Source organism: Humidisolicoccus flavus, from assembly GCF_045689595.1.
Lineage (GTDB): Bacteria > Actinomycetota > Actinomycetes > Actinomycetales > Microbacteriaceae > Humidisolicoccus > Humidisolicoccus flavus.
The window spans coordinates 349,345-363,916 of record NZ_CP142724.1; the positions used below are offsets into that span (position 1 = coordinate 349,345).

The 14,572-nt window shown below is 60.2% G+C and carries 13 protein-coding genes; 5 read left to right on the forward strand and 8 right to left on the reverse strand.

Annotation, left to right across the window (positions count from 1 at the left end; translation table 11 throughout):
* Positions 1 to 51: 51 nt before the first annotated feature.
* The gene (locus tag U2H20_RS01695) at positions 52 to 453 is read right to left on the reverse strand and encodes a hypothetical protein (protein WP_430592790.1); all 402 of its coding nucleotides are present in this window, start codon (positions 451 to 453) and stop codon (positions 52 to 54) included.
* Between the two features lie 200 nt (positions 454 to 653).
* Between U2H20_RS01695 and U2H20_RS01700 the strand changes: the two genes are divergently transcribed.
* Entirely contained in the window at positions 654 to 1,118 is a 465-nt protein-coding gene (locus tag U2H20_RS01700; RefSeq protein WP_430592791.1) for a hypothetical protein, read from the forward strand.
* On the opposite strand, the gene U2H20_RS01705 is transcribed toward U2H20_RS01700, so the two are convergent.
* Positions 1,070 to 2,131 carry an FUSC family protein gene (locus U2H20_RS01705; RefSeq protein ID WP_430592792.1) on the reverse strand — a complete coding sequence of 354 codons (1,062 nt, stop codon included), beginning with the start codon at positions 2,129 to 2,131 and terminating at the stop codon, positions 1,070 to 1,072. The genes U2H20_RS01700 and U2H20_RS01705 overlap by 49 nt on opposite strands.
* 61 nt (positions 2,132 to 2,192) lie before the next feature.
* Between U2H20_RS01705 and U2H20_RS01710 the strand changes: the two genes are divergently transcribed.
* Positions 2,193 to 3,377, forward strand: a complete 1,185-nt coding sequence (locus U2H20_RS01710) for a phosphotransferase (protein ID WP_430592793.1) — start codon at positions 2,193 to 2,195, stop codon at positions 3,375 to 3,377.
* A gap of 17 nt (positions 3,378 to 3,394) precedes the next feature.
* Here U2H20_RS01710 and U2H20_RS01715 read toward each other — a convergent pair whose 3' ends face one another.
* From U2H20_RS01715 to U2H20_RS01735, 5 genes are all read right to left on the reverse strand, one after another.
* A complete protein-coding gene (locus tag U2H20_RS01715) occupies positions 3,395 to 4,060 on the reverse strand; it encodes a hypothetical protein (RefSeq protein WP_430592794.1) in 666 nt (221 codons plus the stop codon).
* Positions 4,061 to 4,224: 164 nt separating this feature from the next.
* A complete protein-coding gene (locus tag U2H20_RS01720) occupies positions 4,225 to 4,800 on the reverse strand; it encodes a hypothetical protein (protein ID WP_430592795.1) in 576 nt (191 codons plus the stop codon).
* An 81-nt stretch (positions 4,801 to 4,881) separates the two neighbouring features.
* Positions 4,882 to 5,406: an NUDIX hydrolase gene (locus tag U2H20_RS01725; RefSeq protein ID WP_430592796.1), complete on the reverse strand. Its 525-nt coding sequence runs from the start codon at positions 5,404 to 5,406 to the stop codon at positions 4,882 to 4,884.
* The gene (locus tag U2H20_RS01730; RefSeq protein ID WP_430592797.1) at positions 5,403 to 6,452 is read right to left on the reverse strand and encodes an App1 family protein; all 1,050 of its coding nucleotides are present in this window, start codon (positions 6,450 to 6,452) and stop codon (positions 5,403 to 5,405) included. Before U2H20_RS01730 ends, U2H20_RS01725 begins: the two co-directional genes overlap by 4 nt.
* A 114-nt stretch (positions 6,453 to 6,566) precedes the next feature.
* Positions 6,567 to 7,292, reverse strand: coding sequence for an SOS response-associated peptidase (locus U2H20_RS01735; protein WP_430592798.1), 726 nt, complete (start codon positions 7,290 to 7,292; stop codon positions 6,567 to 6,569).
* 117 nt (positions 7,293 to 7,409) lie between these two features.
* On the opposite strand from U2H20_RS01735, the gene U2H20_RS01740 reads away from it, so the two are divergent.
* From U2H20_RS01740 to U2H20_RS01750, 3 genes are read left to right on the forward strand one after another with little or no spacing between them, the layout of a single operon-like run.
* Positions 7,410 to 8,294, forward strand: a complete 885-nt coding sequence (locus U2H20_RS01740) for a hypothetical protein (protein ID WP_430592799.1) — start codon at positions 7,410 to 7,412, stop codon at positions 8,292 to 8,294.
* Positions 8,291 to 9,901, forward strand: coding sequence for a DNA polymerase Y family protein (locus U2H20_RS01745; protein ID WP_430592800.1), 1,611 nt, complete (start codon positions 8,291 to 8,293; stop codon positions 9,899 to 9,901). Before U2H20_RS01740 ends, U2H20_RS01745 begins: the two co-directional genes overlap by 4 nt.
* Positions 9,902 to 9,960: 59 nt before the next feature.
* Positions 9,961 to 13,374 carry an error-prone DNA polymerase gene (locus U2H20_RS01750; RefSeq protein WP_430592801.1) on the forward strand — a complete coding sequence of 1,138 codons (3,414 nt, stop codon included), beginning with the start codon at positions 9,961 to 9,963 and terminating at the stop codon, positions 13,372 to 13,374.
* Positions 13,375 to 13,399: 25 nt separating this feature from the next.
* On the opposite strand, the gene U2H20_RS01755 is transcribed toward U2H20_RS01750, so the two are convergent.
* Positions 13,400 to 14,515, reverse strand: coding sequence for an acyl-CoA dehydrogenase family protein (locus U2H20_RS01755; protein WP_430592802.1), 1,116 nt, complete (start codon positions 14,513 to 14,515; stop codon positions 13,400 to 13,402).
* Positions 14,516 to 14,572: the final 57 nt, after the last annotated feature.

Sequence of the window (14,572 nt, forward strand, 5' to 3'; positions counted from 1 at the left end):
TGCCTCACTCGCGACTTCGAGCGATCCTCGGCTGAGAGCAGTTGCTGATGCTCAGCGGGCTGCCGACTCCGCGAGCACCGAATCCACGAGCGCATCGCAATCGATTGATTCTGAGCGGATTGCCGCAATCGTGGTGCCGAGCGCGGTTGCTTTTCGCTCGTACTTCGCGCGCAACTGCGATTGCTTCTTCTCAGAAAGCACTTGGAGTCGTTCTGGGTCTGCATTGTCGTAGAGATCCGCAAGCTTCACACGGATAGCGAGCCGATTGTGCCGTACTCGTTCGAGTGATTCTTCCGGGGTTTCGCCGTCGCGATCGGTCAGGGCGTCAATGGCCGCAATGATCTCGGGGGAGAACCCTGCCGCTCCGAGTTCTTCCCACTCGAGGGAGCCCTTTTCAATTGCGTCGTGCAAGATTGCGACAATCTTGAGTTCTTGCGTGTCCATCATTGTCATGACTCGAATGGAGTGTGCAATGTACGGTTCGCCTTGTCGGTCGACGCAGCCATCGTGAGCACGGGATGCAAGGACAATGGCCTGAGAAAGCTGCCGGTCGCGCATACATTCAGGCTAGTGGGAATACAGGTACGCTGGTACACATGTCGAGGATTTCGGACGCAGCGGAGTTGGCTCGTCTCCTACCAGGAGACTGGATCATGCGTGCGACGACTTCGCCCTACTGGCAGCACCCGAGTCGTGAATATGCGCGACTGCATGTGGATCTGGTTGCGAATTCTCCACTCAAACTGAAAGAGACTTTCGAGTACGAAAAGGCGGGCAAAGGCGCGCGCGAAATCGTCACGGTCTCGAAGTGGCGTGGCGCGTATTTCGCAACGAAGTCGCAGGCCTCAGCCGCAGTCATTGCGAGTGCGTACGTCGTCAGCGATACCCCAGCGACGAGCGACGTCATTGTGATTCATTACGGCAAGGGCGCTTTTGGGCGTCAGGCCTCTGCCGCGGTGTATGCGCGACCGCACGTCCCAATCGAGATTGCCCGCAAGATCGTTTCACAGGACACACGCTCCTTCGAACTCAGCATTGACGAGTTCTGGCGATTGCACTGGTTTGACGCTCACGAGCTGGCTTCTTCGGCCTCCGGGAATCCCAGCGACAACGACTGACGCACCTGTCGCACGTCTTCGAGGAGCGCGCCGATCATTACCCAGTGCTCTGGGTTCGGTTTCGGAATGATCAGCGGCGCCGTAAGCGCAGGAACCGCATCGGTTTCAAGCGTTGCTTCCGTGGGCGCACCATGCACGTGAACAAGCAGGCGAACATCGTGCGCCACCCGATCGAGTTCTCGCGCAATCATCTGCATCATCGGATCTGAAGTTCCGTTGCCGTCGGCATGATCGGCGACCGTGCGCGCCATTCCAATCGCACGATTCGTCAAGATCGAGAGAATGAAAAGCAATTCGGTATCTTTTGCGATGCGCTCGCGCAGTTTTGGTGCACGAGGGTTGAGTTGCAAGGACTCCTCAAAGGTCACCATCTGCGCACGAGCGGTCGAGATGTGGCCTCGCAGCGCACGGGCGTCATCGAGGAGTCGATCTGCGTCGTCCCAGTCTGGTGTCGAGATCGCTTTGGAGACGCTCTCGTACACATTCGCAACCCGGTCCGCGAGTCGTCCGAGAGACGCTTCAGCGGGACGCTGCTGCACCGGTGGGACGATGGCGAAGTTCACGATGAACGCGATCACTGCACCGATCACTGTTTCGATGATCCGGTCGACCGCTGGGCCGGGGTCTTGCCCGATGCCGAGGGCGAGCATCAGCATGGCGCTGATCGGCACCTGATTCGATGCCATCGGCGCGAGCTTTAACAGCCAGCAAATCACGACGGCAATGATGATGAGTGCGAGGACGGTCCAGGAGTTCGTTCCCAGCCAGAAGCCGGCGACGAATGCGAGCGCAACACCCGCGATCACACCGATCGAGCGTTCGAGCGCTTTCGCTCCCGACTGGTTGATGCTCGGTGCTACCACGACGATTGCGGCGATCGCAGCAAAGATCGGGAGGTCGACGCCGAGCAGAAGAATTGAGAGCACCCAAGCAGCAGCGACCGCGACCGAGGTCTTCACGACCATGAGCCACGGGGTGCGAGTTCTTGCGCGCACGGAAGGAATCCACGCCATTTGCTTAGCCTAGCGAGCGAGGCGGCCCAGAATTTGGCTCGGAACAGTGTTGGATAGATGAATGCTCGATAACGCATCAGCAGTACTGACCAGAATCGCGCTCGACCGAGGAAGAACCCTCGAGTCGTACCGACAAAAAGACATCGAACCAGTGTCAGCGGGCTTCATTGTCGGCTACTCCTGCACATTCGCGCGTGACGGGGAGCGTGAGCACGTCACCGTCTATATCAACACCAGCGCTGATGCGCCGCGTGATGAGCACACAATCGAATTGCAGGACGAGCGGACCGGGAATCGCTTGACTGCATGGGTGTACCCACAGGACCCTTCGTTGCCGAGCTTGCCGGCGGTGAGCTTCCCTGAGGCCGCTGGCGTTGTGCTCTCGAAGTTCGGCATCCCCGCGGACGGCGCGAGTCTGACCATGGAGGCATACCGGCCAGGAAAACGTGCGGTGCTGCGAATCGATGTTGATGGCACGCAGTATTTTGCGAAGGTCGTGCAGCCCTCGCTCGCTCAGACGATTTTCACCCTGCACGAACGCTTCATTGCAGCCGGTGTACGTGTGCCGAAATGTCTCGGATACAGCGAGCAAGGCTTGTTGCTTCTTGAACGCCTCGAAGGGGATCCAGCGAGCGATCACATTGCCAGCATCGTCGGTGATGATCGATTCTTGCGTTCCTTGACTGCGTTCATGGGTGAGTTCTCTCGTGTGCGCGTCCATGTAGGAGCACGTGAATCGCTCGCTCGTACCGCGCAGTGGTATTCGGAGCGAATGGCTGAAACTGCTCCCGTGTTTGCTCGGTCGGCTGCTCAGATCGTCGAGCGTATCGGCGTGATGTACAACTCCAGGGAGACGCCGACTCCTGTCACGGTGCACGGAGACCTGCATCTCGGGCAGATTTTTGTGAATCCTCAGCAACCGACCGAGGTGGTCGGAATTCTCGACATTGATACCGCGGGTCTTGGCGATCTCGCCGATGATCAGGCGGCGTTGTATGCACACGTTGTGATTTCTGGGCTCGATCGAGGTGCGCTTGGCGATCCGCTCGGCGCGGAGCAGTGCGCGCAGCTTGCTCGGACGCTCGCTGAGAGTTGGCATGGGGATGCGCGGGTCGAAGCGATCGCAGCAACACATCTTGTCGGACATGCGCTTGCGGTTGCTGGTCGCGAAGAGTTGCACTCCGGATCGATTGCCGGCACATTGCTCGCTCAGGCGCGAGCGCACGTGCAACTGCCACCGGAGTAAGGCGGGTTTCGCCGAGGCTATTTGCAGCCGGGCTGTGTCGGCTGGTTGGTGCAGTCGCCGTTCGTGAGCACAGTGCTCGCTCGGTAAACCTGGAGTGTTGGTCCGGGTGTGGTTGATTGCACGGTGCCAGGGATCGCAACCCAGACATCGGTGCCGTCGAATTGGACTTCTGCGCTCCACATGACGGTGAGCGCGAGTGTGAACGTTCCTGTGCCCTCGTACGCGTGTGACGTTTCCGTGTTTTTCCAGGGTGTCGTCCAGGCCGTGCCAGGTGTTGAAGATTCGATGGTTGTGCCGTCACCGTAGTCGAATGCGTAGAGCTCGGGCGTCCAGCGCACAGTCAATGGGGTATCGAAGATGATGCCTTCGACAGTGTGTTGGCTGGCGGTCGTGTAGGCGTTCGTTGGCGTGTTGAGTACGGCGAAGTGAGCGGGCTCCGTGATGAACTCGGTATCGGCCGGGACGAAGCGCTGCAGATCGGTAGAGGTGATTGTTCGGTAGGTGACGGTGCCGTCGTCGGGTCGCGCGGCAGGTGCCGAGGTCTGATCGTTCGATGGGGCACAGACTTGCACGCCGTCGGGCTTCGCGCACTCAAGCCAATACTGATACGGCTTCGGCGTTGGCTTGGCGGCGTTTGCTTGCCCCGAGTGCGAAGTTTTCGAAACGCCTGGTGCTGGAGTCACTGATTCAGATGATTGAAACCTCTCTCCGCTTACTTCAATGCCGTTGCCATCATTTGAAAATGAGGGGCAAGTCATCGTCATCGAGGCTGCTGACGCGCAGTTTGCAGATGCGGAAGTGAGAATGGGTGCTGATAGAACTGACATCAGAACAGTGAGATGTGCGATCAAAGGGCGCATGGGAGCTCTGACTGCGTTGGATTGCCCAAGGCATCAATTTTCAGGACACCATGGGTTGATTCTCGAAAGAACGAGACCTCCGTTAAAGCTCGCACGTTGGAGTTTTTCTTACTACCAGCGGAGTCGACGAGCTGCCATTCAGTTAAATCTAGGCAGAAATGTCCGACTATTCCGTGCAGGTCTTCTACTGAGCCTTCAACTATCAAACCCGAGTCGACTGTTACCGAACCCTCAACTCTTTCGCCACGTTCTCGACGGTCAAGAATTTCCTGAACTTCTAGCGCGGCTACATCAGGTGAGGTGAACGAGGTCAGTTCCGAGACTGCGGGGTTGTCCGCTGTTTCCAAATTGATGGTTGCAACGAGGAAGCTTTCGTAGGTAGCGATGGCCTCTTCCTCGAGCGTCAGGGCTGCAGTCGCCGACGGGAGTGGCTTCGTGGCTTCGGTGGTAGGGGAGTTGCTCGGCCCAGGATCGCTGGAGGTCGGTGTGCAGGAGGCAAGCAGGAGCGCGCTGCACGACGCGGTGAGGGCAAGCAAAAACCGGGAACGTTGGCGGGGTTGCATGCCAGCAGAGTAGGTGTTGGCAGTGAGGCGCCGTTTTCGTTTTCCACAAGACTTGGCAGGAGCTCCTGTGGCACTTGCGCTCTAGCGGAACGGCTTGGGCTCGACCGTGTCGACAGAGCCCGTTGCCGTTGCTGCTTCCGTCCAGCTCGCACTCGTCGAGTCGTCGCCGACGCGGTCGAGGTCGTGCAGGTAGCGCAGCCCTGCAGGCAGGAGGATCCGCGAAGAACCATCGAAATCGTGCGGTGAACGCCAGCTCAGAGTAACGCCCTCTTTCGCGTCGAGCGCACGGTCGTGCACTCGAAGTGCAGCGAGATCGGCGACTTCGACGGCGTACACGAACACGATCTCGTGCGCACTCTGGCCACTGAACGCAAAGCGGCTTTCGATGACCTGCAACAAGCTTGCGCTCGTGATCGTTGCGCCGAGCTCTTCTTGAAACTCACGGTCCAGGGCGTCGCGGCTCGACTCGCCGAACTCGATTCCTCCACCGGGAGGCCGTGAGAACACGGTTCCCGTTGAAGGTTCAGTGGTTTCGCTCACCAAAATATTGCCGGCGTCCGAAACCAGCCCGATCGCGACCGCGCGGATGCGCCCTGAATCACTCATGGCAACTCTCCCTCTTCATTGAGCAGTGCTTTTGCAAGGCCTGAGCCGTCGGGCGCGTACACCCACTTCACGGGTGTCTCTTCCGCCGCGGAGTCAGAGTGCTTTCGACCACCGGCGAGCACCGCTTCACTCGGCGAGAGCTGGCGAATCGCAACAGCGTGCACCCGATCTGGGTGGCGCTCCGCGAACTCCGCATACAGCTCTTCATCGTGCTGACCGTCGTCGCCGACGAGGAGCCACTGAATATTGGGGAAATCACGGGAGAGGCGTTCGAGGTTTGACTCTTTGTGATCGCGACCGGAACGGAAAATGCGATCGTGCGTCGGACCCCAGTCGGTGAGGAGCAGCGGACCGCTCGGGTAGAGATTGCGCGACAGGAATCGTGTGAGCGCGGGGGCTGCGTTCCAAGCGCCGGTCGACAAGTACAAGAACGGCATTCCCGGATTCGACTCGTGCAGGCGCTCGTAGAACACCGCCATGCCTGGCACTGGTTGACGTGCATGCTCGTCGAGGACGAAAGCGTTCCAAGCGGCAACGAAGGGCCGCGGGAGCAGGGTCACCATGACGGTGTCGTCGATGTCGGAAACAACGCCCCGAGTGACCGCGGAATCGACGATGAACACTTTTGCTTCGATCTCGTCTGCACCGGGCATGGTGAGACGCAGAGAATGCCATCCGGGAGGAAGTGAAACGTTGACGACGCCGTCAACGATGCCGCCGCGATCAGCAGAAACCCGATGGACCTCGTCACCGACTCGAACAGTGACTTCGACGAAGTTCAATGGGATCGAAGTGAAGCTGCGCCAACCACGAGTGTTTTCGTAGAGAACGCTGGTTTCTTGACCGGGGGCGACCAACAGAATGCGGGCGAGCACGCGGATCCAGCCGTCGCCGCCATAGCTGATGTACGGGATGATGGCCGGCCGTTTGCCGCGTTTCAGAGCGCGAGCTTCTCGAATCTCCTGAAACCAGTCTTCGATCTTTGCGGCTCGATGTTTGAGCGGCTCAGGGATCCTGGCCATCGGATCGAGGGAGGAAGGCGGCATGCTGCCCTTTCGCAGAACGGGTGCTTCAAGCGTAGCGGGATGATGCGACAGGAGCCGAACTCGCTGCGAATGCGCCTCGACCGATCTCGCTTGAGCGTTTCGAGGCGCAGGAACTTACGGACGTAACGGTTCGATGAGGTGAGGGGAGTTGTTTCGAACGTTCCCCACCGCCGGGTCGACCTCATGGAGTTGCAGTTCGTCAGAGAATGCTGCCGTTGCGCTGCGCGCGTTTTCGAGGAGTGCATCGTTGCCGGGAGCATTCGGGTCGATCCATTCGTTCCAGTGCTCGCGGGGGAGGATCAGCGGGATCCGGTCGTGGATCGCACGCATCTTCCCGTGTGCTGCATCGGTCAGGATCGTGGTGCTGAGTAGCCAGGAGCCGTCAGCGCGCCTCCACCACTCGTAGAGTCCGGCGAACGCAAGCAGCTCCGAGCCGTGAATGAAGAACGGTGTCTTACCGTCTGCATGCTTCTGCCACTCGTAGTAACCGTCTGCAGGGATGAGCGCACGACGCTTCGCGAAGGCTTCCCGGAACATCGGCTTGCTCGTCACGGTTTCTGAGCGCGCGTTGATCGCGCGAGCACCGATCTTCTCGTCTTTCGCCCACAACGGCACGAGTCCCCACTTTGCCTGCTCGAGCCTGCGATGCGTCGCCGAAGATCGTGTCGCCGAAGACTGTGCTGCCGAAGGCTCGCGGTTCTTTGCCTCGATGACAACTGCGATCTGCGTCTGCGGCGGAATGTTCCAGTTCGGCACAGGAAGCTCAGTGACGTACTCGTCGATCTCGAACAGCGCACGGAGGTCTTCACTGGATTGCTCGAGAACGAAACGGCCGCACATACCTGCATTTTTGTGCACTGCATGGCAAAAAGCCAGGGTAGATTCTGGCGACACTCCGAAGGGCGGAAACTGCTCGCTCACATTGACACATTCGAACATATGTTCGAATATTGACCCATGGGTGAAGCGCTACGAAGTGACGCGGTGACGGAGGCAAAAACCTCTCTCGACCGCATCGTTGCGCTGCGATCACGCATCCAAGAGATGCAGTCCGTCACGCTCGACACGAAGGCACTTCCAACCATTTCGGCCTTGCAAACACTGCTCCCCGGCGGGGCCCTGCAAGCAGGGAGTAGCTATAGCGTCCAAGGGTCGATGATGCTTGCCATGTCGATGCTCGCAGCGACGAGTGCTGCAGGTTCATGGTGCGCTGTCGTTGGCGTCGAAGGCTTTGGCGCGCATGCGGCAGCAGGCTACGGGATCGACCTCTCACGTCTCGTGCTCGTACCAAACCCTGGCAAAGGCTGGGTGCAGGTCACTGCCGCGCTCGCAGACATCGTCACCCTCGTTCTCGTGCGACCGTCTGGCAATGTCACTCCAAGCGATGCAGCTCGACTGCATGCTCGGCTGCGGCAACGAGGATCGAGCATCATTGCACTCGGCTCCTGGCCGAATAGTGAGACGCAGCTGCGCGTGACCGAGTCGCACTGGACAGGGCTTGGAGAAGGACACGGTTTTCTCCAGTCGCGGCATGCCACCGTGCACTCATCACGCGGAGAACATGGCCGTGCAACGCAAGCGCGGTTGATGCTCCCGAATGCATCGCTTGCGGCCGCTTCGACTCCTCCGGTTTCGGCAAGTCCACCGGTTTCGGCAACTCCTCCGCTGACGGCAAGCCCAGTGGCGACCACTCAACCTGGAACTGTGCTGAAGCCCGCGTTCGCGCTGAACGCTGTCGAAGGGGTGGGTCCTGTGCCTGGATTCAGTGCTCCTCAACCTGAATTCAGGCGTTCAGAAGAAGAGCGCATGCCACAGCTCCTCGAATTTCCGCAGGCATCATGAGTGAGCGCGTCCTTCTTCTCTGGTACCCAGATTGGCCCGTCTACGCGGCAACGATTCATCGAGCCCTACCCGACGGCGTCGCGCTTGCGCTCTTGCATTCCGGCAAAGTGTTCGCGGTCTCAGCGAGTGCACGTTCCGCAGGGGTTAGGCGCGGGCACACCTCTCGCGAGGCACAATCGCGGTGCCCAGAAATCACGGTCCTGCAGTACGACCCAGACCTCGACCAGAGTGCATTCGAAGCGGTGATCACTCGAGTCGAAGCCGTCATTCCTGGCGTGCAAGTGCTGCGCCCCGGAGTCATCGTGCTTCGCGCTCGCGGGCCAGCACGGTTCTATGGCGATGAGCGCAGCGCGGCAATTGCGCTCGCGAAAGTCATTTCCGAGAGCGAGCTTCCCGGTGCTGCCGGGGTCAAGGTCGGAATTGCCGACACCGTCTTCGCTGCTGAGGCGATCGTGCGATACGCGCCGAGTGAAACAGCCGCGACAAACAATGTCGTGATTGCGCCACCAGGAAGCGCCGCGCAATTGCTCGCGCCGCTCCCGATCACGATTTTTGAAGACGCAAGCTTTACCGCGGTTCTCCAACGTCTCGGCATCGAAACGCTCGGTCAATTCGCAAGCCTCGCCGAGGATTCGATCGTGCAACGCTTCGGAGAAAGCGGTGCCCGTGCGCACCTGCTCGCTTCCGGGCGTGAACCAGGCCCACTCGAAACTCGCGTGCCACCGCCAGATCTTGGTGGCAGCGCAGAGTTTGAAGCGCCACTCGACCGGGTCGATCAGATCGCGTTCGCGTTTCGTCAAGAATCCGAAGCCATCGTCGCAAGACTGAGAGCGGCCTCACTCGTTGCAACATCGATCAATGTCGTCCTCCGACTCGAGACAGGAATTCTGCACGAGCGAACCTGGCTGCACCCCAAATGGTTCACCGCGAGCGACATCCTGGATCGCGTTCGCTGGCAAGTACAGGGCGGCACAGGTGAGACGGCGCTCGCTGCAGCCATCAGCTCGATCACGGTGACCCCGGAGACCGTCGATGGTGCAGCGAAGCACGAACCCGGGTTGTGGGGAAGCGAGAGCGATGGACGCATCGAACACGGAATCTCGCGTGTGCAGAGCATGGTCGGTCATGAAGGGGTGCTCACCGCAGTACTGGCCGGCGGCAGACTGCCCGGAGAAACCCAAGCGCTCGTGCCATGGGGAGACCGGGTGCCGGATCGCGTGACAGAGAGCGCGAATCGCCCCTGGCCGGGAACGATTCCCGGAGTCGCACCGGCGTTGTTACTGCGATCGCCTTCCGCGACGGCGCTTCTCGATGAACGCGGCACACAACTCACGATCACTGAGCAGGGCGTGTTTTCGGCACTTCCAGCGCAGTTCGTGCCACCGCGAGAGTTTGTCAACGAACTCGAACTCGGTGAAGGCGAACGCGGGACTCATTTTCGAACAGCGCGCGTCGTCGCTTGGGCAGGCCCCTGGCCGTTGCAGGAGCGCTGGTGGGATCGCACTGCCAGGAGTGCATACCGCGTCCAGATCATCGCAACCGAGCAAGCATGGCTCCTGGTCTTCGCAAAAGACCGCTGGTGGGTCGAGGCGCTCTACGACGGCTGATCGACAACGATTCGTCAATCCTGACGAACGAATTTGAACTCTTCAGGAGGGGAGCGCGCATGGGATACAGCAACCCACCAATCCCGTGGTCGGAGTTCGAGCGCGCGCTCTCTGACAAAACTCGTCCAGGATCAGTGCCTCTCGGTGCTGATGGAGGAGACAGTCCCGCATGGTCCCAAAAGCGGGCACCCTACGTTCCGCGAGCGCTGGATGCTCCCGAAGACGCGGTCGTTCCCTACGCCGAATTGCACGTGCATTCCAGCTTCAGTTTTCTCGATGGCGCTTCACAGCCGGAACAACTGGTCGAAGAAGCCGTTCGCCTCGGGCTCTCGGGGATCGCGCTCACCGATCACGACGGGCTCTACGGCGTGGTTCGTATGGCAGAGGCCGCCGAGGCGTACCCCGAGCTCAAAACCGTGTTCGGTGCGGAGCTCTCGCTTGGGCTCGATCGTCCACAGCATGGCGTTGCCGACCCGGGCGGTGATCACCTGCTCGTGCTCGCACAAGGGGCGGAGGGGTACCACCGCTTGGCGCGAGCGCTCACCGATGCCGGTCTCGCCCACCAGGCAGAAAAGGGCCGCCCCGAGTATTCCCTTCGGGCACTCGCCGAAGCGGCCGAGGGGCACTGGCACATTTTGACCGGGTGCAGAAAAGGTGCGGTGCGTCGTGCCCTGCAGGAGGAGGGTGCTGGTGGCGCTCGTCGAGAGATCGAGCACCTTGTTGCGCTCTTCGGAGTCGGGTGCGTCACCGTCGAACTCATCGACCTCGGGCACCCTGAGGACAGCCACCACAATGATGTGCTTGCTGCGATCGCGAACGAGCTCTCGCTTCCGATCATCGCAAGCGGCAACGTGCACTATGCAACGCCTGAGGGCTTTCAGGTGCACACCGCGCTGTCGGCAGTTCGAGCTCGCAGGAGTCTTGACGAACTCGATGGGTATCTTCCTGCCGCTGGCACCGCGCATCTGAGAAGCGGACAAGCGATGGCAGTAAGGTTCGCGAGGTACCCCGGGGCAGTCGCGAACACTGTCGTGTTGGCAGAACGATTGGCGTTCTCGCTCTCGAGTGTGCGTCCGCAGCTTCCGAAGCAAGAGGTGCCGGAGGGGCATACGCCGATGTCATGGCTTCGGGCGTTGACCTGGGAGGGAGCGCGCAAGCTCTACCCGAACATTGACGCATCGAAGACAGCCCGGATCACCGCCGAACTCGATGTCATCGAAGAGAAGAACTTTCCCGGGTATTTTCTGATCGTGCACGACCTCGTGCAATTCGCACGAAGTCAAGGAATTTTGTGTCAAGGGCGGGGGAGCGCTGCCAATTCCGCGGTCTGCTACCTCCTCGAAATCACCGCGGTCGATTCGATCCGCTACGGGCTGCCGTTCGAGCGGTTTCTTTCAGCGCTCCGTGAAGAAGCCCCGGATATCGACGTCGACTTCGACTCAGACCGTCGTGAGGAAGTCATCCAGTACGTCTATCGAAAATATGGTCGGTTTCATGCCGCGCAGGTTGCGAACGTCATCACCTACCGACCGCGCGGCGCGATTCGGGACATGGCGAAGGCGCTGGGCTATTCGACCGGCCAGCAAGATGCTTGGGCAAAGCAGGCGGAGCGCTGGGGTGGGCTCGTGCAGAGCGAGGAACACGAGATTCCTGACGACCTGGTTGCCCTGGCGACACAGGTGCTCCGTTTCCCGCGTCACCTCGGAATCCATTCCGGCGGCATGGTGCTCACGGAACGCCCGGTCGGCGAGATCTGTCCGATTGAGCATGCGCGAATGGAGGGCCGCACGGTCCTGCAGTGGGACAAAGACGACTGTGCCTGGATGGGCCTGGTCAAGTTCGACCTTCTCGGCCTCGGAATGCTCGCGGCGCTGCAGTACAACTTCGATCTCGTGGAGAAGCACCTCGGCGAGCATTGGAGCCTGCATTCGATGCCGAAAGAAGAAGCGGGCGTGTACGACCAGTTGTGTCGCGCCGACACGATCGGAGTGTTTCAGGTCGAGAGTAGGGCGCAAATGGGAACGCTGCCGCGCCTGCTCCCGCGAACGTTCTACGACCTGGTGATCGAAGTGGCGCTGATCCGCCCCGGTCCGATTCAGGGTGGCGCAGTGCATCCGTATATTCGACGCCGAACGGGCGATGAGCCGGTGAGTTATCTGCACCCGAGCCTTGAACCCGTACTGAAGCGCACACTCGGTGTGCCACTGTTTCAAGAACAGCTCATGCAAATGGCGATGTCGATCGGCGGATGTTCAGGCGCTGACGCTGATCTGCTGCGGAGAGCCATGGGCTCGAAACGTGGAGAAGAGAAGATCGATGTCTTGCGCGAAAAGCTCTACGCCGGAATGGCCACCAACGGTATAACCGGTGCCGACGCCGACCAGATCTATACGAAGATTCAAGCCTTTGCGAACTTCGGCTTTGCAGAAAGCCATTCGATCAGCTTTGCGTTCCTGGTCTACGCGAGTGCCTGGTTGCGATTGCACTACCCAGCAGCATTCTTGGCATCGATTCTTCGGGCGCAACCCATGGGGTTCTACTCGCCGCAAACGTTGATCGAAGATGCGCGTCGCCATGGTGTTACGGTGCTCGGCCCCCATATCGAGCGGTCGCAGTCAGACGCGACCTTGGAGCATTCGGAGGATTGGCGGCAACAATTCTCTGCGCCAACGGGGCATGCCGATTGCATCCTCGAGGAGCAGCCGCCGATGCCGCCCTTCGATCGTTCAGCACCCGACGACACAGCTGCGCATCGACGGGACGGTGCGTTCCTTGTGCGTCTCGGGCTCGCGCAGGTGGCAAAAATCGGCTCGAAGAAGGCCGAGGAGATCGTTGCGGAACGAACCGCGAACGGGCCGTATCTCGATATGACCGATCTCGCGCGTCGAGTAATCCTTTCCACGCCGCAACTGGAGGCCCTTGCGGCGGCCGGAGCATTCGAAAGCTTTGGGGAGAGCCGGCGGCAGTCACTCTGGAGCGCCGCCTCCGCTTCAAGAGAGCGTTCCGACCAACTTGCCGGAACGCATGTCTCGATCCCGCAGCCCTTGTTTTCGGAAATGGGAGAGCTCGACACGCTCATCGCTGACGTGTGGTCGACCGGCGTCTCGCCTGGTGATCACCCGATGCGCCATGTTCGGCCGAGGCTGCAGCAACGCGGCGTCCTCAGCGTGCGGGCCCTTGCCACCGCTGAAAACGAGCGGAGAGTCGAAGTGGCCGGGGTCGTGGTGCACCGCCAGAGGCCGGCGACCGCCAGCGGCATTACCTTCGTGAATCTCGAAGACGAGACCGGCTTGGTGAACGTGATCTGCACCGTCGGATTCTGGAAGCGTTATCGAAAAATTGCGCGAGAGTCCCCAGCGGTTGTGGTGCGAGGAATGTTAGAGCGCAGTCCAGAGGGCGTGGTCAATATTCTTGCTGATGGAATCGAGACGCTTTCACTGAGCGTCGAGAGTCGTTCCCGCGATTTTCAATAATGCGAATGCAACGTCGAGGTGTCGCCTACGACGTGGGAATCGGACCGAGCAGCGCATTGGCAACCGAAGCATGCGCTGACTCCGGATCGCTCGGCTGGAAAAGACCGGCAAGACTGTCGCGATACAGGCGTGAGAGTTCTGAATCGCCCAGGTAGCTTGCCCCTCCAGAGACCCGCAGAGCTGCATCGACCGTTGAACGGGCGATCTCCACCGCACGGGTTTTCACACCTGCGAGCTGACGAGACCAATCGTCGCGATCCCGCTGCGCATCGAAGTCGCTCGCAAGCTGTTCGATCTGAGGTTTCAGGGAATCGAGTTCGATTGCGGCATGGGCGAGTGTCCAGCGCACGTTCGGGTCGCTCTGGAGTGCAGCGCCGTCACGAGCACGAGAGGTTCGGGCATGTGCAGCGTGCACACCCAATTCGAGGGCGCGATCTGCGATACCTGCAGAGACGCTAGCGATCAGGAGCAAAAAGTTTGCAAAGAGCGCGTGAATATAGGGGTCGGCGGTGGGTCCCACTGGCAACCTTCGGCTGATGTGCCGATCGAACACGAGCGCCTCATCGAGTTTGGTCGTGAAGCTCTGTGTCGCACGCATTCCGAGTGGCTGCCACTCACCAATGCGCGAATGGCCGGCAGTCTCGCGAAGTAGGAAGCCGTGCACCAGTTGCGGATTGTCAGGATCAGACGCGTCTTTTCCGAAGACACCGAGCCTGGTCCAAGCAGGGGAGAGCGACGTGAAAATCTTCGTGCCGGTGAAGGTCCAGCCTGCCTCGACGCGTTGCGCCACGGTCGCCGAGTCGAACATGACCGCATCGTTGCCGGCTTCACTGTTGCCGAACGCGAAGAGTTCGCCGCGTGCGGCATCATCGATGATCCATTCGAGGGAGTGGTCGCCCCGGTTCGCGAGCCCGCGAGCCATGCCGACGATGACGTGATGCATCGACAGGCCGAGCGCGGTTGCCGGTGCATGCGAGGCAAGTTCGCGTTGCGAACGCACCAGGTTGAGGAGCGAGTCACTGTGCAAGTATCCGTGGGCACGAAGTTCTTCGAGATCCTCAGTGAAAAACCGATTCTCCGCGTCGTACTCGGCCGCTCGCTCGCGGATACGAACCAGGATTTCGGGGTCAATTGCAGGCATGCTCCAATCGTATTCCACCAGATGGCAGGTACAACCCTCACTTCTTCCCGTTCGCCG

Coding starts and splice junctions, on each gene's coding strand:
- U2H20_RS01695 (WP_430592790.1), bottom strand. CDS start 453: ATGACAATGATGGACACGCAAGAACTCAAGATTGTCGCAATCTTGCAC.
- U2H20_RS01700 (WP_430592791.1), top strand. CDS start 654: ATGCGTGCGACGACTTCGCCCTACTGGCAGCACCCGAGTCGTGAATAT.
- U2H20_RS01705 (WP_430592792.1), bottom strand. CDS start 2,131: ATGGCGTGGATTCCTTCCGTGCGCGCAAGAACTCGCACCCCGTGGCTC.
- U2H20_RS01710 (WP_430592793.1), top strand. CDS start 2,193: ATGCTCGATAACGCATCAGCAGTACTGACCAGAATCGCGCTCGACCGA.
- U2H20_RS01720 (WP_430592795.1), bottom strand. CDS start 4,800: ATGCAACCCCGCCAACGTTCCCGGTTTTTGCTTGCCCTCACCGCGTCG.
- U2H20_RS01725 (WP_430592796.1), bottom strand. CDS start 5,406: ATGAGTGATTCAGGGCGCATCCGCGCGGTCGCGATCGGGCTGGTTTCG.
- U2H20_RS01730 (WP_430592797.1), bottom strand. CDS start 6,452: ATGCCGCCTTCCTCCCTCGATCCGATGGCCAGGATCCCTGAGCCGCTC.
- U2H20_RS01735 (WP_430592798.1), bottom strand. CDS start 7,292: ATGTGCGGCCGTTTCGTTCTCGAGCAATCCAGTGAAGACCTCCGTGCG.
- U2H20_RS01740 (WP_430592799.1), top strand. CDS start 7,410: ATGGGTGAAGCGCTACGAAGTGACGCGGTGACGGAGGCAAAAACCTCT.
- U2H20_RS01745 (WP_430592800.1), top strand. CDS start 8,291: ATGAGTGAGCGCGTCCTTCTTCTCTGGTACCCAGATTGGCCCGTCTAC.
- U2H20_RS01750 (WP_430592801.1), top strand. CDS start 9,961: ATGGGATACAGCAACCCACCAATCCCGTGGTCGGAGTTCGAGCGCGCG.
- U2H20_RS01755 (WP_430592802.1), bottom strand. CDS start 14,515: ATGCCTGCAATTGACCCCGAAATCCTGGTTCGTATCCGCGAGCGAGCG.